This is a genomic window from Paenibacillus rigui (assembly GCF_002234615.1).
Lineage (GTDB): Bacteria > Bacillota > Bacilli > Paenibacillales > NBRC-103111 > Paenibacillus_S > Paenibacillus_S rigui.
This window is the reverse complement of record NZ_NMQW01000013.1, coordinates 43,422-63,777: the sequence shown is the minus strand read 5'-3', so window position 1 is coordinate 63,777 and position 20,356 is coordinate 43,422. Positions and strand designations below refer to the sequence as shown.

At 53.0% G+C, this 20,356-nt stretch carries 17 protein-coding genes; 16 read left to right on the top strand and 1 reads right to left on the bottom strand.

Going from position 1 to position 20,356, the window contains the following annotated elements; genetic code table 11:
• Nucleotides 1-23 precede the first annotated feature (23 nt).
• Together CF651_RS09025 and CF651_RS09020 are read left to right on the top strand one after the other, a co-directional pair.
• On the top strand, nucleotides 24-1,700 hold the full coding sequence (locus CF651_RS09025; RefSeq protein ID WP_094014531.1) for an extracellular solute-binding protein: 1,677 nt from the start codon (nucleotides 24-26) through the stop codon (nucleotides 1,698-1,700).
• Between the two features lie 295 nt (nucleotides 1,701-1,995).
• The gene (locus CF651_RS09020; protein ID WP_094014530.1) at nucleotides 1,996-3,336 is read left to right on the top strand and encodes a jacalin-like lectin; all 1,341 of its coding nucleotides are present in this window, start codon (nucleotides 1,996-1,998) and stop codon (nucleotides 3,334-3,336) included.
• An 84-nt stretch (nucleotides 3,337-3,420) separates the two neighbouring features.
• Here CF651_RS09020 and glsA read toward each other — a convergent pair whose 3' ends face one another.
• The gene (gene glsA, locus CF651_RS09015) at nucleotides 3,421-4,362 is read right to left on the bottom strand and encodes a glutaminase A (RefSeq protein WP_094014529.1); all 942 of its coding nucleotides are present in this window, start codon (nucleotides 4,360-4,362) and stop codon (nucleotides 3,421-3,423) included.
• Between the two features lie 294 nt (nucleotides 4,363-4,656).
• On the opposite strand from glsA, the gene CF651_RS09010 reads away from it, so the two are divergent.
• The 14 genes from CF651_RS09010 (at nucleotide 4,657) to CF651_RS08945 (ending at nucleotide 20,350) form a co-directional block, all read left to right on the top strand.
• Entirely contained in the window at nucleotides 4,657-5,598 is a 942-nt protein-coding gene (locus CF651_RS09010; protein WP_245855815.1) for a sugar ABC transporter substrate-binding protein, read from the top strand.
• A gap of 79 nt (nucleotides 5,599-5,677) precedes the next feature.
• Nucleotides 5,678-7,192 (top strand): sugar ABC transporter ATP-binding protein, encoded by a 1,515-nt coding sequence (locus CF651_RS09005; protein ID WP_094014528.1) that lies wholly within the window; start codon nucleotides 5,678-5,680, stop codon nucleotides 7,190-7,192.
• Nucleotides 7,193-7,219: 27 nt separating this feature from the next.
• Nucleotides 7,220-8,164: an ABC transporter permease gene (locus CF651_RS09000; protein WP_094014527.1), complete on the top strand. Its 945-nt coding sequence runs from the start codon at nucleotides 7,220-7,222 to the stop codon at nucleotides 8,162-8,164.
• A gap of 38 nt (nucleotides 8,165-8,202) precedes the next feature.
• Complete coding sequence (locus tag CF651_RS08995) at nucleotides 8,203-9,690, top strand: xylulokinase (protein ID WP_094014526.1); 1,488 nt, start codon at nucleotides 8,203-8,205, stop codon at nucleotides 9,688-9,690.
• 145 nt (nucleotides 9,691-9,835) lie between these two features.
• Nucleotides 9,836-10,180 carry a helix-turn-helix domain-containing protein gene (locus CF651_RS08990; protein WP_094014525.1) on the top strand — a complete coding sequence of 115 codons (345 nt, stop codon included), beginning with the start codon at nucleotides 9,836-9,838 and terminating at the stop codon, nucleotides 10,178-10,180.
• 220 nt (nucleotides 10,181-10,400) lie between these two features.
• Nucleotides 10,401-11,339: an aromatic acid exporter family protein gene (locus CF651_RS08985; protein ID WP_094014524.1), complete on the top strand. Its 939-nt coding sequence runs from the start codon at nucleotides 10,401-10,403 to the stop codon at nucleotides 11,337-11,339.
• A gap of 117 nt (nucleotides 11,340-11,456) precedes the next feature.
• On the top strand, nucleotides 11,457-12,299 hold the full coding sequence (locus CF651_RS08980; RefSeq protein WP_094014523.1) for a metallophosphoesterase family protein: 843 nt from the start codon (nucleotides 11,457-11,459) through the stop codon (nucleotides 12,297-12,299).
• A gap of 42 nt (nucleotides 12,300-12,341) precedes the next feature.
• Nucleotides 12,342-12,971 carry a glycerol-3-phosphate responsive antiterminator gene (locus CF651_RS08975; RefSeq protein WP_094014522.1) on the top strand — a complete coding sequence of 210 codons (630 nt, stop codon included), beginning with the start codon at nucleotides 12,342-12,344 and terminating at the stop codon, nucleotides 12,969-12,971.
• Between the two features lie 173 nt (nucleotides 12,972-13,144).
• Complete coding sequence (locus tag CF651_RS08970; RefSeq protein WP_094014521.1) at nucleotides 13,145-14,452, top strand: ABC transporter substrate-binding protein; 1,308 nt, start codon at nucleotides 13,145-13,147, stop codon at nucleotides 14,450-14,452.
• Nucleotides 14,453-14,472: 20 nt separating this feature from the next.
• Nucleotides 14,473-15,579 (top strand): ABC transporter ATP-binding protein, encoded by a 1,107-nt coding sequence (locus tag CF651_RS08965; RefSeq protein ID WP_094014520.1) that lies wholly within the window; start codon nucleotides 14,473-14,475, stop codon nucleotides 15,577-15,579.
• A gap of 1 nt (nucleotide 15,580) precedes the next feature.
• The gene (locus CF651_RS08960) at nucleotides 15,581-16,453 is read left to right on the top strand and encodes a carbohydrate ABC transporter permease (RefSeq protein ID WP_245855799.1); all 873 of its coding nucleotides are present in this window, start codon (nucleotides 15,581-15,583) and stop codon (nucleotides 16,451-16,453) included.
• A gap of 131 nt (nucleotides 16,454-16,584) precedes the next feature.
• A complete protein-coding gene (locus tag CF651_RS08955; RefSeq protein WP_094014649.1) occupies nucleotides 16,585-17,367 on the top strand; it encodes a carbohydrate ABC transporter permease in 783 nt (260 codons plus the stop codon).
• A gap of 225 nt (nucleotides 17,368-17,592) precedes the next feature.
• Nucleotides 17,593-18,369: a hypothetical protein gene (locus CF651_RS08950; protein WP_094014519.1), complete on the top strand. Its 777-nt coding sequence runs from the start codon at nucleotides 17,593-17,595 to the stop codon at nucleotides 18,367-18,369.
• Nucleotides 18,370-18,574: 205 nt separating this feature from the next.
• A complete protein-coding gene (locus CF651_RS08945) occupies nucleotides 18,575-20,350 on the top strand; it encodes a sensor histidine kinase (RefSeq protein WP_179232741.1) in 1,776 nt (591 codons plus the stop codon).
• The last annotated feature ends 6 nt before the right edge of the window (nucleotides 20,351-20,356 follow it).

The window sequence follows — 20,356 nt, the reverse complement described above, 5'->3', positions numbered from 1 at the left end:
GATAAAAAGGGTGGGACAAGGAAATGAAAAAATCGACCAAATGGATGGGAATTACGTTCACGGCTGCAGTAGCCATGGGGGCGGTTCTCGCAGGATGCTCAGACACAAGCAAGCAGCAGCCGGCGGAAGGAGAGACGAAACCGGCAGAGGAAAAGCCCGCAAAGCGCGGAGACATTACCGTTTCGATGTATGACCGTGGAGCTGTTCCGGCATCCGAGGGCTCATATGAAGAAAACCGCTGGACCAAATGGATCAACCAGAACGGTCCGTCTAACGTCAAATTCGTTCCGATTCTCCGCAGCGATTCGACCAAGAAAATGAACGTGCTGTTCGCCTCCGGCTCCGCACCGGATATTATTAACGAATACAATACACCGTTCCGCAACGGCATTTATGAGCAGAAGCAGCTGCTGCCTCTGGACGATTACCTGAAATTTATGCCGGAATACCAAAAGCTGCTCACCCAGTTTCCGCAGCTGAAAAAAGCGGGAACGAAGTCCGACGGCAAGCTGTATGAAATCGGCAAAATGAAGGAGGCCGTTCCGCTTCATGCCTTTTTTATCCGGACCGATTGGCTGAAGAAGCTGAACCTGGAGGTGCCCAAAACAGCGGAGGAGCTGATGAAGGTCGCTAAGGCTTTTGCAGACCAGGATCCGGACGGCAACGGCAAGAAGGACACGTACGGCTTGAATATCAGCACATATTCGGAGACGGCGTTGAACGAAATGTTCGGCGGCTCGATGTCCAAAAGCCAGCTTTCCTGGGGCATTAAGGACGGCAAGGTAGGCTTGCTGTGGGACAATGATCTGGCAGCGCTGACGTTCAAGAAAAAGCTGTACGATGACGGCATCATCGACAAGGACTACATCAATGATAAAGATGGCATGAAGGCGAAGCAGGATTTCCTGAACGGCAAAATCGGGATTTATATTAACTCCAGCGTGAGCTGGTTCGAATTTTCCACGGCCGACCTCGGTACGTTGAAGAAAAATGTCCCTGGAGCCGAAATTGCCGTCCTGCCTTATCCGAAATCCCAGTTCGGCGAATTTACCGGAGCTATCGACAATCCGATCCAGATGAGTACGGTGCTGAATGCGAAGGCAAAGGATCCGGAAGCGGCGGTAAAATACATCGACTTCTTGATGAAGCCGGAAAACGGGAACAAAATCGTGCTGGGCGAGGAAGGCGTGCATTGGAAAAAAGGGCCGAACGGCTGTCCGCAAATTATCGACCCTGCCAAATCCAAGAACGAAGTCAACTATGCAGGGGACTATGTCATGTTCCTTACTCGTGCAACGGACAAATGCAGCTTTGTCGTCAATCAGTTTAACCCTGAGGTAGCCGATCAAAAGGCAGGCTTGGACATGTACAAGGAAGCACAAAAGTCTTACCTGGATCCGAACCGTCAATATCCGGGCATTACGGTGGGCGAGCATATGCCTACGTTCTCGAATGACCTGAATGTGATTCATACCAGCGTATTGAAGGAAATTACCGATATTTACGTCAAAGCCATCATTAGCGGTGCGAAATACAGTCCGGAGCAAGCAATCAAGGACGCTCAAGCCTCTTGGGATAAAGCCGGCGGTAAGCAGCTTGAGGATTTCATGAACAAATGGTACACCGAGAACAAAGACAGAGCCTTCCTGGCCAAGGATGTCTGGGATATCGTGAAGCAGCAGAAGGAGCAAATGAAATAATAAGTTGAATTGGAATAAACGGAGGCCGCGGCCCTTGGGAAGACAACCAGAATAGCAGCAGAGGAGCTTATAACTTAACCCTATAGGCTCCTCTTTTTTATGCGGTCGTGTCGCAGGCTTGAAGGAGGTGGTACGGGGGCTCTAAGCCTAAAGATGGGGACAGAGAAAGGATGGCAGCAGGAGCAGGCAGACGGAATGCCGGCTAAATGCGGCACACCAACGGGAGGGTAAGACAAAGCAGGACCGGTTTTTGCGGTAAGGAATAACGAAACCGACGAAAAAGGAGAATGAGTTCATGAATCGTTTTAAAAAACTAAGCTGTTCTCTCGCCTTGCTTCTTTCTATCGGATCTCTATTTGGAAGCGTTTCCATTGCGGAGACAACTACGCCCAAAAGCTTCTCCGTACTCACCATTAACGTAGCGGGACTGCCTGAGCTTCTGTCCAGCGGGGATCCGGCCACGAACTCGCAAAAAATAAGTCCGCTGCTGAACGACTATGATATCGTCAACGTACAGGAGGATTTCAATTATCACAGCGACATCATTAAGTATGTCACGCTGCCATACTTGACGACAACGAGCGGCGTAGCGGGAGTTGGAAGCGGCCTGAATCGGATGTCCCGATTCCCGTTCACCGATTTTATCCGGATCAAATGGAACAAATCGTACGGCGTCTTCGACAGCGGCAGCGACCAGCTGACTCCAAAAGGGTTCGATGTCGGCCGGTTCCAGCTGGAGCCGGGGGTGAATGTCGACGTATACAACCTGCATGCCGATGCCGATACGGATAGCGGCTCGATGGAAGCCCGGCGCGACAATATCCGCCAGCTCAAAAGCTATATCCAAACGTATTCCGACGGCAACGCGGTCATCGTGATGGGCGATACGAACTGCCGGTATACCCGCAGCGGAGACGTGATGGAAGAGCTGCTGGCCGAGGACAATTTGAAGGATGCGTGGGTGGAGCTCGTTCGGGGCGGGAGTATCCCTGCGGATGGGGACGCGCTGATGGATACGAGCAATCGGAATGGACCGAATTTTGAGGTCGTGGATAAAATTTTGTACCGGAGCAATGAAATCGTGCAGCTGCAAGCGACCGCTTACAAGCTGGAGGATACCAAATTCACGGATAGCAGTGGCAACCAGCTCTCCGACCATTATCCGGTGTCTGCGAAATTCCAATACACCGTTTCTTCCAGCGTGTCCGTCAGCAGTCCGTTCGGCGGCTCCGGCGGCCTTGCGTTCAACCAGCTTGCCCATCTGCCGTTGCAGTCGAAGATAACGAAGGTAGAACTTAGCTCGGGAAGCCGCGTCGACGGGTTCCGCTTAACGTTCGGGGACGGCACCGTCCTAACGGTGGGCGGGGTAAGCACGAACGGCTACAGCGCACTGCAGCTGGCAGGCGATGAATACATCAGTCAGGTTACTGCGCATAAGGGAGCGAAGAACGGCGATGACCGCATTTTCTACCTCCAGTTCAAGACGAATAAAGGTAACATCTTATCCGGGGGGACACAAACCTCCAGCACCGCAACATTTACCGCTCCTGTGGGGTCGTATATTGCCGGCTTTTTCGGCAAAGCCGAAACCGAGCTGGACCGGATCGGAGCGATTTATAAGAAGCTGGCTTCATAAGCTTGGCTTATTAGGGACCTTGAAGCAACAACGGCCTGTCTTCCTTCATGGAGACGGGCCGTTTTATATGGTCTCATGCGTTCTCTAGAACATGCTCCAATCGAATGCCGTGGAGATGGTTTCTAATAAATGCACGCCTGCGGTGCTGTTGCCTTTGGGGTTAAGCGCGGGTCCAACGACGCCGATGCCGTATTTTCCCGGAACAAGTGCAAGGATGCCTCCGGAAACACCGCTCTTGGCAGGCAGGCCCACCCGGATGGCAAAGGCACCGGATTCGTTATACATGCCGCAGGTGATCATGAACGTTTTGGCGATTTGCACGTAACGGCGCGGGACGAGCTGGCGTCCGCTCTGCGGATCTTTGCCGTCATAAGCCAGCACCAGAGCCATGCGGGCCAAGTGCATACAGCTGACCTCGATGGAGCAATGCTTGAAGTACACCTCAAGAACCTCCTCGATATCATCGTGCTCCAGAACGCCGTTGGCCTTAAGAAAATAGGCGAGGGAGCGGTTGCGGTGCGCTGTTTTGGTTTCGGACTGATAGACGGCCTCATTCACCTGAAGAGAGGAGTCTCCGGCCAGCTCGCGGAAAAAGGCGGCGATACGTTCCGTTTTCTCCGCCGGCGTCGCTCCTTTGATTAAGGAAGAGACGGCAATAGCCCCCGCATTGATGAGAGGGTTGAACGGAATACCGGGCTCGACCAGCTCCAGCTTCAGCATGGAATTAAAATTGTCCCCCGTCGGCTCCATTCCGACTTTGGCAAAGACACCCTCCTCCCCATGGTCCATTAACGCGAGCAGCAGGGTAAATACTTTGGATATACTTTGCAATGTGAAGTGCAGTCCGCAATCCCCCACAGTCAGCACGCCGTTGTGTCCATCGCACAGGGTAATTCCAAGCGCCTCACCAGGCGCGTTCGCCAGCTCGGGGATATAGGAGGCTACCTTACCGGAAGCGGTTCGTTTTCTGCTTTCCTCCAGCCATGCGGGGAGCCTTCCCTCCAATTCCTTCCATTCGCCGTTCATGCCAAATTCCTCCTTTATTTCTTACGATCCGTTCATTATAGTAGAGAGAGTAGATTTTATCATCTTTTTCGACAAATACAGATGTTATACCTGCTTTATTGACGTTTGCGATCGTTATTTACTGCATAAACGCGTTACCCTATTGCAACTTTTGTTGTTACCCTTTATAATCATATAAATTTTTACATATAAAAAATGTCGTATCCATTGGCGGGCATACCCGGTTTTGCAGGAAATATCCGGTTGCTATATATTAGGCTTTCCATAAAAAGGGAGGAAAAGAAATTGAAGAAAGTGTTTGTATTTATGACAGCGCTTGTTCTGCTGTTCGGGGTCATTGGCTGCGGCAAAAGCCAGGCACCGGGAGGCGCGGCGGATGCAGGGAAGAAAGAGAAGTCGATCTCGATTCTGACGCCTTTTCTCTCGTCGGTTACAACCAATGAAATGGTGGAGTCCCTAAAAAAAATGGCGGCTGACCGCGGCTGGAAGGCGAATGTAGTAGATACGAAGGGCGATGTGGGCCAGCTGGCCAGCCGGATGGAGGACGTTATTGCTTCTAAGACCGATGCGATCGTCATCGTAAGTACGGATCCGAATCAGGTCAAAACGCAAATTGCGAAGGCCAAATCCAAAAATATTCCGGTTTTCGGCTGTGACTCGGGCTATATTGACGGTATGGCCATGAACGCAACAAGCGACAATGCAGAAATGTCCAAAATGATTTCCGACTATTTGCTCAAAACGATCGGCAGCAAAGGAAACATCGTTGTACTGACGTACCGCGCGCATCCGGGGGTGCTGAAGCGTACGGAAACTTTGGACACGCTGCTTAAGCAGAATACCGGCGTGAAGGTGATTACCGAGCAGCAGGTTCAAGTTCCGGGACCTATCGAAAGCGCACGTAAACAAACGGAAAGCATCCTGCTTGCGAACAAAGACGACAATGCCATTACAGCAGTTTGGGCCGGCTGGGATGAGCCCGCGATTGGAGCGGCACAGGCTATTGAAGCGGCCGGTCGCAAAAATATTATCGTCACGGGAATCGACGGAAACAGCCAGGCTGTGGAGATGATCAAGAAAGGCTCGCCACTCGTTGCGACAGTGAAGCAAAACTTCGGCGGTATGGCCGAAATCGTAACGAAGCAGATGGAGAGAGTGTTCAGCGGGCAACAAGTGGAAAAGACGGAAATGTACGCTCCGGCCTCGCTGATCACCAAAGAAAACGCAGGAAAGTAACAAGAAAAAATGGGACAGAATGAAGGCTATGGGAGCTCCCATGCCTTTTTTCTGCCGCAGCAGGAGGAGGAAGCACAGCATGACGCTTCTGAGCATACAGGGCATGACGAAGCGGTTCGGGACGCAGGATGCGCTTGCAGGCATACATATGGAGATTCAGCCTGGTGAGGTGCATGCGTTGGTTGGGGAGAACGGTGCAGGCAAATCCACCCTGATCAAAATCATCACAGGCGTCTACGGTGCAACCGGGGGACGGATGGTGTGGGAAGGCAAGGAAGCCGCCTTTGCATCTCCCAAGGATTCCAAGCAGGCGGGCATCAATGTGGTACATCAGGACCGTCAGCTGATTCCATCGTTCAGCGGATACGAAAACCTGTTTCTGGGAGAAGCCTATCCTTCCATTTTGCGGGGCTTGCGCGTGAAGTGGAGCGAGATGGTGCGCCGGGGGGAGCAGCTGAAGCAGGAGCTTGGCATGGATCTGGATCTTCGCAAGACCGCATCGGCGATGACGCCTCCGGAGCGGACGATGCTGGAAATGATGCGGGCGATGATGCACAATTGCAAGCTGCTCATTCTGGACGAGCCTACCGCATCGCTCACGGATAGGGAAACGGCGCTGCTGTTCTCCTGGATCGGGAAGCTGCGCAGCGAGGGCCGGTCTGTGCTCTATGTTTCGCATCGCATGGAAGAGATTTTTCAATTAAGCGATCGAATTACCGTATTCCGCAATGGGATGAAGGTCGGAACGGTCATGACGAGCGATACAAGCCGGGAAGCGTTAATACGGATGATGAGCGATCACAAGGAGCGCCAAGCCGGAGTCCATGCGGAACGTTCTGCAGGAGCGGACCCTGCCAGCCGCAAGATGCTTCTCCGTGCGGAAGCGATAAGGACGACGGACGGCATCGTCAAGCATGCCGACCTTACCGTACACAGCGGCGAGATTGTCGGGGTGTTCGGGCTGGCTGGAGCGGGCCGCACAGAGCTGCTTGAGGCGATCTACGGTACGCGCGAGTGCACTCAGGGGAACGTGACGATCGAGGACCGTCGGATCCGGCTGCCCAAGCCCGCTCTTTCGATACAAAACGGCGTCGTCCTCATCCCGGAGGATCGCCGGGCCCACGGCCTCATCGGAAGCATGACGATTCGGGAAAATATGACGCTGCCCGTGCTGTCCCGGTTTGCTAACGGATGGCACATCCGGCATCAGGCGGAGAAATCCGAAGTAACCGATCGCATGGAACGTTTGCAGGTGAAGGCAACGGGAAGTGAGCAGCCGGTGCTGCAGCTGAGCGGAGGCAATCAGCAGAAGGTCGTATTTGCCAAGGCGCTTCTCTCTGCTCCGAGCGTGCTGCTATGCGACGAGCCTACGCAAGCGGTCGATGTCATGACGAGGGAGGAGATCCACCGATTGCTGCGGCATCAAGCCGCACAGGGCTGCGGTGTGGTATTCGTCTCCTCGGATTTGCAGGAAGTGCTGGATATTGCCGACCGCATTGTCGTGATGCGTGAAGGCCGGACGGCAGCCGAGCTCCCAAACACGGGGGTCACAGCGGAACAGGTACTGGGCTTATGCTATGAATCAGGAGTTTAGCGGGAACTAGGGGGAAGCGGATTTCAAATGAACACAAGTGCACTGACTATACTTAGGACGAATGGAACGCTGATTGCCGCGGTGATGATCGTCATCGGTTTTTGCGTGATGAGTCCTGATTCGTTCGCGTCGTTGGATAATTTCATTAATATTACAAGACAAATTTCTTTTTTGGTCATGATTGCAATCGGCGCCACCATCGTCATGTCGGTCGGCGAATTCGATCTGTCCATCGGGGCCTTGGCAAGTCTCGGCGGGGTGATGGCTGCCAAAATGGCGGTTGCGGGCTATCCCTATGCATTGGTGCTTGCAGCGCCGCTGCTGCTGTCCGCCGTGATCGGCTTCGTGAACGGCTGGATCGTTACCCGGTTCCGGGTGCTTTCCTTTATTACAACGATGGCGATGGGGACCGTTCTCGGAGGTATCACCTTCTGGATGACCGGAGGGGCTACTGTATTTGAGAACATTCCCGACTCGTTTCGTTATTTGGGCCAGACGGAATGGGCGGGCATTCCGCTGCTTTCCGTCATTATGCTGCTCGTCACGCTGCTGTTCTGGTATGTGATGACGAATACGGCGTTCGGCAGAAGGCTGTACGCGATCGGCGGCAACGAACAGGCTTCCCGGGTAGCCGGGGTTCAAGTCTCTGTCAATAAAAATGCGGCCTTCGCTATCGCGGCACTGCTGGCGGCTTTAACCGGCATTCTGATGTCTTCCCGTCTCGGGTCGGCCCATCCTACCGGTGGGAACGGGTTGTTTTTACCGGCGTATGCGGCCGCGTTTCTCGGCATGACCGCATTCAAGGAAGGCATTCCGAACATTTGGGGGACCTTTGTCGGTGCGGCTATTATCGGTATCCTTGCCAACGGGCTGACCATATTGGAGGTGCCCTCGTTTTTACAGGATGTCATTACCGGAGTTATCGTAATCGCAGCGGTCATTATTCAACGTATGGGCAAGGGAGCCCGTTGAACCTTTGACTATCTCTGCAGAAAGGAGGGTGCTGCACAGTGGCTTATGTGGCATCCATTGACATCGGGACGACAGCGGCCAAGGGCGTGCTGGTCGACCGCGAGGCGAATATTCATCATGAGGTGACCATTGCCCTGAGAACGCAGCAGGACAATGGATTTATGGAACAAAATCCGTCCGATTGGTGGGAGGCTGTTCTGCAAATTGCCGCACATTGGAGACGGGAAGGCATCAGCGGCAGCCAAATCGCTTGCATCTCCATGAGCGGTCAAATGCAGGATCTCATTGCCATCGATGAGCAAGGGGAAGCGCTGCGTCCCGCTATTTTGTACTCGGATGCCCGGGCCGGAGCGGAGGCGGAGCGCATTACGGAGACGGTAGGCCTTGAAAGGATCCGGGAAGTGACGGGCAATCATTTTGACGGGACGTTTCCGCTGGCCAAGCTGCTTTGGCTCAAAGAGCACGAGCCGCAGGTGTATGAGCAGACCGCGAAGGTGCTGTTCGGCTCGAAGGATTTTATCGTTCACCGGCTGACGGGCCGGGCGGTGACCGACCCGACGACCGCTTCCACAAGCGGCGTGCTTCACGCGAGCAAGCGTGTCTGGGCGAGCGAGTGGATGCGCCCGTCAGGGCTGGCCGAGCGGATGCTGCCCGAGATCGTAGCATCGCATGAGCGGGCAGGGACCGTAACCGCGGAGGCCGCCCGACTGACCGGCTGGAGTGAGGGGACACCTGTGGTGGCCGGAGTCGGCGATGCGGGAGCCACCACACTCGGCGCGGGTGTGACGAACGAGGCGGACGTGTACTCGTACCTGGGGACGACCGGCTGGCTCGCTGTCTCCACGCCGGCTTATACTTACCGGGAAGGGGGAGTCTTTCACCTCGCGCATCCGGCGGATGGGCTGTATATTGCCATTGCCCCGCTGCTGAACGTCGGCAACGTTCACCAATGGGCCGTCCAGACGTTTGCCCCCGATGGCGGGACGGAAGCGGACCGCTACGCCGCATTCGAGCGGCTGGCGTCCTCCGCAGACCGGGGACGGAGTCCGGTCGTGTTCCTGCCTTACCTGAACGGTGAGCGGTGCCCGGTTCAGGATCCCGACGCCTCCGGCGCCTTCATCGGCATGCGCGCCGATACGACGAAGGCGGAGCTGTCCGCTGCCGTACTTGAGGGCGTCGCCTTCGCACTGCGGCACGTCAAGGACTACCTGCTGCCCGGTCGGCAGCTGACGGAAGCGGCCTTGATCGGAGGGGGCAGCCAGAGCAGGCTCTGGCGCCAGATCATCTCCGATGTGCTTGCATGCCCTCTGCGCGTGCCCGAATCGGCGCAGTATTTGCCCGCACTGGGCGCTGCCGCATGCGCGTTCATTCATTTGGGCTGGATTGAATCGTACGATGATTTCAAGCAGCGTTATTTGCTCCGAAGCAGCACATCGGGCTGCTTGCCCGAACTGGAGCGCAGCACGGCGTACGAGCGTAAATTTGCGCAGTACGTCCGGTTATACCCGCTGCTGAAGCAGCTGTAGCGGCTTCACGACACCGCTTGCAGCTTCTCATATGGCTTAGCCTGGCACGCAAAGCATACAGGAGAGTTTACCGCCATAAAAACGTGCCCATACTGGTAAATATCCGGCGCAAGCCGAGTTTATCGCACAGGTGGTGCTTTAAGATATGGGTTCGTTCGGTGAGCAGCTGCGCCAGATTCGACAGCAGAAAGGCGCTGCTCTTCATGAATTTGCGAAGGAGCTGGGCGTATCTCCGGTTTACTTAAGCAATCTGGAAACCGGCAAAACGCAGACGATCCAGCTCGAGGTGCTGAGCAGATTGCAAAATGAGCTGCACATGGTGATCGAAGAGGAAGACGGAGTCGATCCGTGGGCAGCAGCACGCGTAGAGCGAATCGGCGCGATGCTGATGGAGCTGTACAGGGCAGACAAGCAGGCCGCCGAATATTTGATGGGCATGCTCGAGCAGGGCATTGAAATGTTCGTCATGAAATCGCTAGCACAGAAGTAAACCGCAGCGCCGGAACGGGTGCCGCGGTATTTTTTTGTAGCCAGAACGTATAAGTTTCACAACCTGCGTCTACCTTGACAAACGCATGCCATCTGAAGGATGGCGAAGCCGTTTACCCTTGTGCAAAAGCGCGATATGCTACATTTGTGTGAATTAACTTTACATATAAGCCGCCCGCAATATAGAATAGACCCAAAACTAACAACATGAAGGTGAGCGCATGAAAATTGGTTTTCGTACGATCAAGACAGCCGTCGGAGTCTGCATCTCGATTTTCCTAGCAGAAACACTCCAGCTGACCAACTTCGCCGCGGCGGGTATTCTTACGCTGCTCTGCATCCAAAAGTCGCGAAAACAGTCTTTCCATGCGGTTCTAAGCCGGTTCATCGCTTGCCTGTTGAGCATTGGGGTTTCCAGCGTGTTGTTTTCCCTAATCGGCTATACGCCGCTATCGTTTCTTGTGCTGCTGCTTCTGTTCATCCCGCTTTGCGTCCGGCTTCGCATTCATGAAGGGATTGCCAGCAGCTCGGTCATTGTCATGCATGTGTATATGCACCGCAAGATGGACCTTGCTTTTTTCCTGAACGAGCTGCAGGTCATTGTCATCGGGCTGGGGGTAGCCCTGCTGATCAACTGGTACATGCCGAGCATCGATAAGGAGCTGACCCGGTACCAGGAGGAGGCGAACCGGCTGCTCTGCACCATTTTGCATGAGATGGCCGCTTATTTGAGGGAAGGCTACACGCTATGGGACGGCAAAGAGCTGCTGCTGCTGACGGAGGTGCTGAAGAAGGCCAAGCCTTTGGTAATGATGGATATGGAAAATCAGTGGCTGAGCAAAGGAAGCTCCTATTATCATAAGCTGGAGATCAAACAGCAGCAGCTGGACATTATGGAGCGCATGCTGCCTTATGTTTCAAGAATCTCGGTAAAGATGGAGCAGGGCATACGGATCGGCGATTTTATGCAGGCGCTCAGCAGCCATCTCAGCGACGGAACGGAATCCAAGCAGCAAATGGTCGATAATCTGCGGACGATTCGGGAATACCACAAGCTGCTGCCGCTGCCGGAGACGCGTCATGAATTCGAGAACCGGGCCAGTCTGTATGCGGTAGCGAATGAACTGGAAATTTTTATAAATACGCTGAATAAGGGTTAGCTAAAATATACTAATTTTACAAATATAACATGTAATTCTTCATTTCAATTAATACTTGTGCTTTACCATCATAAGTGATTGTAGCCTGTCTAATGGATCATGAAAGGGTGAGAGCTTATGAAGCTTGTATTAATGGGAGATTTACATTATCACGCGATTGATGACACGATTCCGGGTTGGCTTTCGGCACGTAATGATTTCTATCAAACCTTTATCGATCGATTTATGGAGCAGGAAGCGGATGCGTATATTTCACTGGGGGATTTGACCAATTATGGACATGCCTCAGAGATGCAGGAGGTTTATGCGATGCTTCGGCGGCATGGGAAGCCATTTTATCATGCGCTGGGCAACCATGACCTCTACGCCCAAACCCGGAGGGAAGTGCTCGAACAAACCGGGCAAGCCCGCTACCATGCGGTAACAACCGAGCAGGCGGTGCTTGTTTTTCTGGACACGGCCAAAGAGATGGATTTTGAGGATTGGGGCGGTATGGTGGACGAGGAGCAGCTGCGATGGTTTGAAGCTGTTGTGAAGGCATCCGGGAGCAAGCCTATGCTCGTATTCGCCCACCATCCTGTACACATGACGACAGCCCGTTCAGATAAGGAGAAAGGGTCCATTCATCCCGATGTGGACATGTGGCGTATTTTGAGCCAAAAAGAAGGGGTAGGCCTCTATTTTAACGGGCATACCCATATCGACTCTATTGTGAAGCAGCACAACTGGACGTTTGTTCAATTGTCGGCCTGCCTGGATGAGCAGGGGCTGCGTACCGTAGAGATCGGACCGGACGACATCCGAATTAACGCCATAGATTTAACCGATGACATCTTTGCAGCAACCCGAGAGACGCTGTATACCCATATGAACCACTTCCGCCCGAACCCGGATGCACGGGGCATCGACTCGGATCGGGAGTGTGTGGTCAGCTTGCGCCTGACTGCCGAACAAAGGTAGGCTGGGCCATGGGCACAAATCCGGCGTTACAGGAGGTGCGGGATGAAACGGGGAAGGAATGATCAGGACAGGGTGTTTTTCGACAGGCTGAATACGCACAGGATGGTCGCCTCCATTAAGGAGCCGAAGCAAATGGAGGTAGCATTGTCACTCCGAAACCAATTAAGCGGCGTATTTCTGCTAACCGGACACATCGGGGTCATCAAGGGCTATGTCGATTTGTTCAAAAGTCATCAGGTGCCCGTGTTTCTGCATTTGGAGAAAATTGGCGGGTTAAGCACCGATGCTTACGGTCTGGATTATTTGGCCAAGGTGATCAAACCGACAGGGATCATTACCACGAAAACGAATGTGGTCAAGCTGGCGATCAAAATGGGGCTGTTCACCATACAGCGTTTTTTTCTCGTCGATACGGAAGGGCTGGATAACTTGGCCAAAAGCGTCTCGCAAATCGAGCCTGACATTATTGAGGTCATGCCCGCGCGGATTCCGGAGATGATTGGGCAGATCAAGAAATTGACCAGCTTGCCGATCATTACCGGCGGCCTATTGTTTGAACGAGGTCACACGATCGAGTGCCTCCGGCACGGGGCGACTGCAGTATCCTCTTCAAGCCCGCAATTGTGGCGGGAATCGATTTCCGCTGAGGAGCAGAAGCGGTTGTTTGCATAAACTTAATAACCGGATAACACTGGTTTAATACTTCACCTTTATGATGTACCTAGACAAGTAAATAGCATTTGGTTGGAGTTTGGGAGAAGCCTGATTAGCTGCTGACGTCAAGTCGGCGGTCGATTCAGGCTTCTTTTTTTGCGATCCTTATTCGAAACCAGGAGGAATGTATCATGTTGAACAAACGTAAGGCTTCCATTCTCGCGCTTGGCACGGTATTCTTGCTCACTGCCTGCGGATCCAGCGCCACGAGCGGCACGGGCAGCCAGAACAGTGCCTCCGCTTCGGCCGGCGGCAAAATTGTCATTAAATATTGGACGGCCAACGGCGGCAAAATTGAAGAAGCGAAACAAAACCTGGTGAAAAAATTTAACGAATCGCAGAACCGGATCGAGGTGCAGCAGGCGAACCAGGGGACGTATGACGATCTCCATGCGAAAGTCCAGGCGGCCTTTGCTGCCGGGAACGCGCCTGCCGTATTTGATCTTGAAATTGCCTCCACCGGCATCTTCTCCCGTTCGGGCATGCTGGTAGATCTGACGCCTCTGGCCCAAAGAGATGACGCACAGATCGATTTGAAGGATTTCAACCCCGGGCTCATGGGAAATGCTTATGTGGACGGCAAGCTTTACGGGATCCCCTTTATGCGCAGCACCCCGATCTTTTACAAAAATATTACGATGTTAAAAGAAGCCGGTCTCGACCCTGCCGGTCCGAAATCCTGGACGGAATTAGAGCAGTACGGCCAAGTACTGAAATCGAAGGGCAAGACGCCTTTGACAATGGCGGTCGGTGTGTGGGAGTACGAGGCGCTGGTCGCCCAAAGCGGCGGGAAAGTACTGAGTGAGGACGGGAAGAAAGCGCTGTTTAACACGCCTGAAGGGGTGGCACCGGTTCAGTTCTGGAAAAAAATGTCCGATGAAGGCATCATCAAATTTGTCGTAGGCAAGACGGCCGGCGCGGATGCGGAGAAGGATTGGTCGAACCAAATTTCGGCCTTCAAGATCGGGTCAACGGCCGGTGTGTCAGCAAGTCTGGAAGTGGCCAAAGGGAACAATTTTGAAATGATGACCGACTTTATGCCGGCTAATAAAACCTACGGTGTTCCGACAGGGGGCTGTCACCTGGCCATCACTTCCAAGCTTAGCGAGCAGGAGAAGGAAGCGACATGGGAATTCGTCAAATTCATGACATCCAAGGAAAATACGATCTACCAGCATAAGTATGTCGGCTACCTGCCCAACCGTATTTCGGCTCTGCAAAGCGATGAATTGCAAAATTACTACAAGGAATTCCCGCAGTATAAAGTAGCATCGGATCAATTAAAGTATGCCGTCCTGCGCCCGAACGCCAATGCGTACCCGGAAATTACGAAGACGATGATCGATGCCATGACCAATGCGATTTTGGAGAAAAATGTGAAGCCGCAAGATGCGATGAATGAGGCGGCGGAAAAAGCAAATAAGCTGTTAAGCAGGTAACCGGTGAAGGAGGGGCTCGTATGGCGAAGATCGTATTAAAGCATATTTCCAAAACCTATAAAGACGACACGATCATAAGCGATTTGAATCTGACCATCAAAGACGGCTCGTTCACGGTGCTCGTAGGTCCGTCGGGCTGCGGCAAATCGACAACCTTACGCATGATTGCAGGGCTGGAGAGGGAGAGCAGCGGCGAAATCTGGATTGGGGATCAATGCGTAAACCATACCCAGCCCGGCCTTCGGGACGTGGCGATGGTTTTCCAGAACTATGCCTTATATCCGACCATGACAGTTCGCGGCAATATTGAGTTCGGACTCAAAAACAGAAAGGTTCCGAAGCCGGAACGGGAGACGCTGATCCGCGACATTTGCGAAATCGTCGGCCTGACCCCCCATCTGGATAAGAAGCCGCAGCACCTGTCGGGAGGACAACGCCAGAGGGTTGCGCTGGCCCGGGCGATGGTCAAAAAGCCGAAGGTGTTCATTCTAGATGAGCCGCTCTCCAATTTGGACGCCAAGCTGCGCAATCAGATGCGAACGGAATTGATTCAGCTTCATCGGAAGCTCGGTACAACCTTTGTTTATGTTACCCATGACCAGGTGGAGGCCATGTCCATGGGCGATGAAATTGTGGTTATGAATAAAGGAGTCATCCAACAAGCGGATTCCCCTATGAAGCTGTATCACGATCCGGACAATCTGTTTACAGCCCAATTTATAGGCACCCCGGCTATGAACATCTTTCCGTACAGCGCCTTTCCAGGCTTCCAGGCAGCGTCTGCGGGGAACGTCGGTTATGTCGGTTTCCGGGCGGAGCATGTGCTTATGGGCTCGTTGAATCCTAGAGAAGGCTTGATGCTGGAAGGCGAAGTCATTACCCGCGAAAGCTTGGGTGCGGAAAATATTTACCAGCTCCGCTCGGCTTCCGGCGTCTTCTTCATAAAAACCTTCCTTGCACCGTTGGAAATGTCGGATCGGATCCGGGTGATCGTTCCATACGCCCATCTTTACTATTTCGATTCGGACGGCAACCGGATTCGTGATATCGCTGTACCGGACAGCAAAGCGGAGCATGCGTTGGAACCTGCGCCAGGCAAAACTCTTGTGAGTATCGGCGGTGTATAACATGAGCATGTGGCAAAAGCTCCGTCCGTACGCGATGGTCGCTCCGGCAATCACCGTATTTTCGTTGTTTTTTATATACCCTATCCTGTATATGATCTACCTGAGTATGTATGATTGGAATTTTATCAGTCCTACGAAAGCATTCGTCGGCTTGCAAAATTTCACCGACCTGCTCCAGGAAAAAGAATTTATACAAGTCATCGTGAATTCCACTGTGTACACCCTGTTGACCGTCGCATTCATCATCGGGCTTTCTTTAGTACTAGCGCTCTGGCTGAATCGGGCCGGCGTATTCCATAGCTTTGTGCAAGGAGCGATCTTTAGCCCGCATATCGTCTCCTGGGTGTCCATTTCGATGATTTGGGCGTGGGTGATGGATCCCCAGTACGGCTTGTTGAACTGGTTTATCGGCTTGTTCGGGTTCGGCAAGCTGGCGTGGCTGTCTTCCCAAAGCACCTCTCTAATCTCGTTAGTCATTGTCGCCGTATGGAAGGGACTCGGCTACAACACGCTAGTGTTTATTGCAGGACTGCAAAGCATTCCCAAGGACATCTATGAGGCCGCAGCCCTCGACCAGTCCAAGCCATGGATTACCTTTGCCAGGCTGATTCTCCCGATGCTGTCGCCAACGATCTTCTTCCTGGTCATTATCAACATGATCGGTTCGTTTCAGGTGTTTGAGACGATAGCGATTATGACCCAGGGAGGGCCGGTGAACTCGACCAACACGCTCGTTTATTACATTTATGAGTATGGCTTCCGGTTTTTCAAAATCGGCTATGCCTCCGCTGCAGGGGTCATCCTGCTGTTCATCGTAGGGCTATTAACCATTCTTTACTTCAAGATGCTGTCCAAACGCGTTCATTACCAATAAAGGAAGAGGTGAGTCCACTGAAGGCCGAACACACGCTGGATCGGGAACGTCCCCTGCTTCAGGTCAAAAGCAAAGAGGAAATCGCATCGAAGCTGACGCACTACACCATCCGGACGGTCAGCGCGGCAGGCATGCTCATCTTGGTTCTGATCTTTGCCATGCCGTTCGTATGGATGCTGTCCACTTCGTTAAAGACGCTGCCGGAGACGATGATTTTTCCGCCGAACTGGATTCCCAAGCATTTCGTCTGGAGCAACTATGCGCGAGCCTGGGGCTCGGGGCCGTTCCTGCACTATATCACGAACAGTATCATTGTATCGGTAGGGATCCTTGCGATGCAGATGCTGACGATTATTCCAGCGGCCTATGCCTTTGCCCGTTATCAATTTAAAGGGTCGGGGTTCTTATTCGGCATGGTGATGATTACGCTGATGATTCCGTCGCAATTGATATTCCTGCCCGTTTATTTGCAGCTGAGCGCCTGGAAGCTGTTGAATACGCATCTTGCGCTCATTCTCCCTTTTGCCTCCAGCGCCTTCGGCATTTTCCTCTTGCGGCAATCGTTCAAGCAGATTCAGGAGGAGCTGCTCGAGGCGGCGCGGCTGGATCATGCCAAGGAGTGGCAAATCATTATGAATTTAATGATCCCTATGGCTAAGCCGGTATTGGCGACCTTTGCCTTGTTCAGCTTCATTGCTCATTGGAACGATTATTTCTGGCCGCTCGTGATGACAACCGATGAAACGGCGAGAACACTCCCGTTAGGCATCGCGAAGATCCGGGAGGAAGAGGGCGTGGCGAACTGGAATGTGCTGATGGCCGGAAATATGATTCTGGTCACACCGATTCTGATCGTATTTTTCTTTGCGCAGCGGCACATTATCCGCGCCTTCGTCTATACAGGTGTGAAATAAACCGGAGCTTGCGGAGCATGAAGCTCGTTGGGCTCATGAATCCACTTGCCTGAAGTCTGCGGACTTCAGGCTTTTTGCTTTTAATTCGCCAAGGGGATTTTCCTATTCGAGCGGGAAGATGGTAAAATAGGACCAAAAGACCGGTGAATCTTTAGCGAAGCAGAAGGCTTCGTTCCGGGGAAGCCGCACCGGTCTTCTGGAGAGCTGAAAGGTGGAATGGAGCCAATGTCATACCCGTTCGTTATCGAGCCTGAAACGTACAGTGCCTTTGAAGACGAGGATCATCAAATAGAAAAGTGTAAAGAGTGGGGACTGCTGTCGGAGAAAGCGAGCAGGATCAAGTCGTTCGTTTATAAAAGAAACCGTCTTCAGCTCGCTTGCAGCATCGTCGGCTTCGTCGATCAAACGACGGCCGTCATCGAATTCGATAACAAGCAAAAGCACTGCATTCATCCTGCTTATTTGAAGGAAATGCAGGCGGCTCAATTCAGCCAGCGGCTGGGTCCGGCCGCGGAAGAGGAATCCGTGAAACCGGAGGTTACGGTATCTGCAGCAGCGGTGCAGGAAGAAGCTCCGGCAGTCGCGGAAGCTGAAGCGAACGCAGCAGCGCTGAACACGGACGAGCCTGGGGAGGCAGCGACTTCGTCCGAGGCTCTGCCTAAGGAAAAGGCCAAGAAAGCAAAAACGCAAAAAATCCAGCTTCCCGAAGAAAAGGTGAAAATGAGCGCTACCGTAGCGGAGTTCACAACTGTGCCGAATCATTTCTCCGACACGGAGGATGAGGTTGTCATCTACGAGGCCGTTACGATCGAAGACCCCTTCACCGAGCTTGGAGCGGCATGGTCCAGCCGCAGCGCCACACTGAAGAAGCTGGAGCTGGAGATCGGCGATACGATTACGTTCGAGGCCAAGATTGTGGCGAAGAAGCTGACCCGGCATCCCGTGCCTTACAAAATCAATAATCCGGCGAAAATTCAAAAGAAGGAAGCCGGAACGGAATAAGCATACGCTTGATTTTCGTTGATAATAAGTCGCTCCACGGCAACGGGGCGGCTTTTTCAATAGATAAGTTGACAAACCCATGCCAAACTGGAAGGATGGCGAAGCCGTTTATCCTTGATTGACGGATCGGCCGCTTTCGACTAGTATAATTTCTGTCTTGCCGAGTGCAATGCACTTTCTATTCCATAAAAAAGGGAGCGCTTACATGTGGCTGAAAAAAAGCTTATTCGCTAAGCTGCTGGTCGGCATGCTGATCTCTGCCGTGATCCCGCTGTCCTTATCCATTGTCATCTCGTACAAAACCACTTCGCGCTCGGTAGAGCATCAATTGATTGAGCTGAACCAGAATACGATGGATGGCGGAATGGATAACATCAAGCGATATTTAAACGATTTGAACCACCTGTCGGTTTCCTTTTATCATGACCAGACGCTGATGCGTTATTTAAAGTCCGCGGACGTTGTACCGGTACAAACCTTATTCATCTCGGATCAAGTCGCCGGCATCTATAACAATCGGCCGGAATTCCGTTCCGTCCGGTATATCAGCTCGCTTACGGGCCAAACGTTTACGAAATCGGACCTGACCCAGGTCGGGGTCACGATTCCTCTTCCTGCCGTTACGATTCCGAGGAATGAAGAGGAGGGCTGGGAGAAGGACAAAGGCTATGAGGTCGCGACCATAGGCAAGGAGCGGGTGCTTGCATTTCACCGGCCGCTTGTCGATTATCCGAGCACCTTGGTGCTGGGGATGCTGTCCTTTTATGTCGGCCTCGATGAGCTGAAGCGGCTGATGCGCCCGCTCTCCGTATCCGAGCCGTCCGAAGGGGAGTCGGTGATGCTGTACATCCGGCAGGATTTACAGCTGCTGTATGCTTCCGGCTCCGAGGAGGAAACGGCTCAAGTACCGGAGGCCAGCAGTGTAGGGCTGCGGATGGAGGAAAATCGGGGCTCGATCAATGGCAATATGAACGGAAGAAACGGTGTGTTTATTTATGTGCGCGATAAGTATCAGGATCTGCCTTTAACGATGGTAAAATTCATCCCGGCGTCGGCCGTGAACGAATCGGCGAACCGCACCTTGAACCGGTCCCTCGTCATTCAATTTATTGCCGTAGCCTTCGTGCTTGTGCTTGCTTCGATTTTATCGTATGTCACCATATCGCCTGTCAAAAGGCTGCTCCGCAGCATCGCCCGCGTGGAAACGGGGAATTTTGACGTAGGTCCTGTTACAGGGCGTAAGGATGAGCTCGGTGTGCTGGAGCACCGCTTCCATACGATGATCGGCAGCTTGGACGACCTGATGAACAGGGAATACCGGAACCGATTGGAGCTGTCCACCGCCCGGTTGAAAATGCTGCAGGCGCAGATCAATCCGCACTTTTTGTACAATACCTTGCAATCCATCGGCACGCTGGCGCTTCGCCACGGGTCCGACGAAATCAGCGATAAAATCGCCGAGCTGGGAGCCATCCTGCGCTACAGCATGGACTTCGAGACGGAAACCGTTCCGCTGCACAAAGAAATACAGCACATCGAGCATTATATGTCGCTGCAAACCGGCAGATTTAAAAATAAATTGTCCTACACGCTGTCTTGTCCTGTTGAAGCACGGCACGTTCAGGTGCCCAAAATGATTTTGCAGCCGTTGGTGGAGAACAGCATTGTTCACGGCATGGAGAAGGGAACCGGAACGGGAACCCTGCATATCGCGATTGAGCTTATTCCTGCGCAGCTGTGCATTCGTGTGATGGACAACGGCAAAGGGATGGATGCGGCGGTCATCGATCGCATCCGTCTGGAATATGCGGCCCGTCAGCTGCATACGGGACAAGAGCGCGGGATCGGCCTCATTAACGTGCTGCAGCGGCTGCGGCTTCAGTACGATCCCGGCTTTACGTGGGACATCCAAAGCGTTCCCTATGAAGCGACGGTCATTACGCTTCGTATTCCGCTGGAGTCTATACCAATGAACTACTAAGGAGGC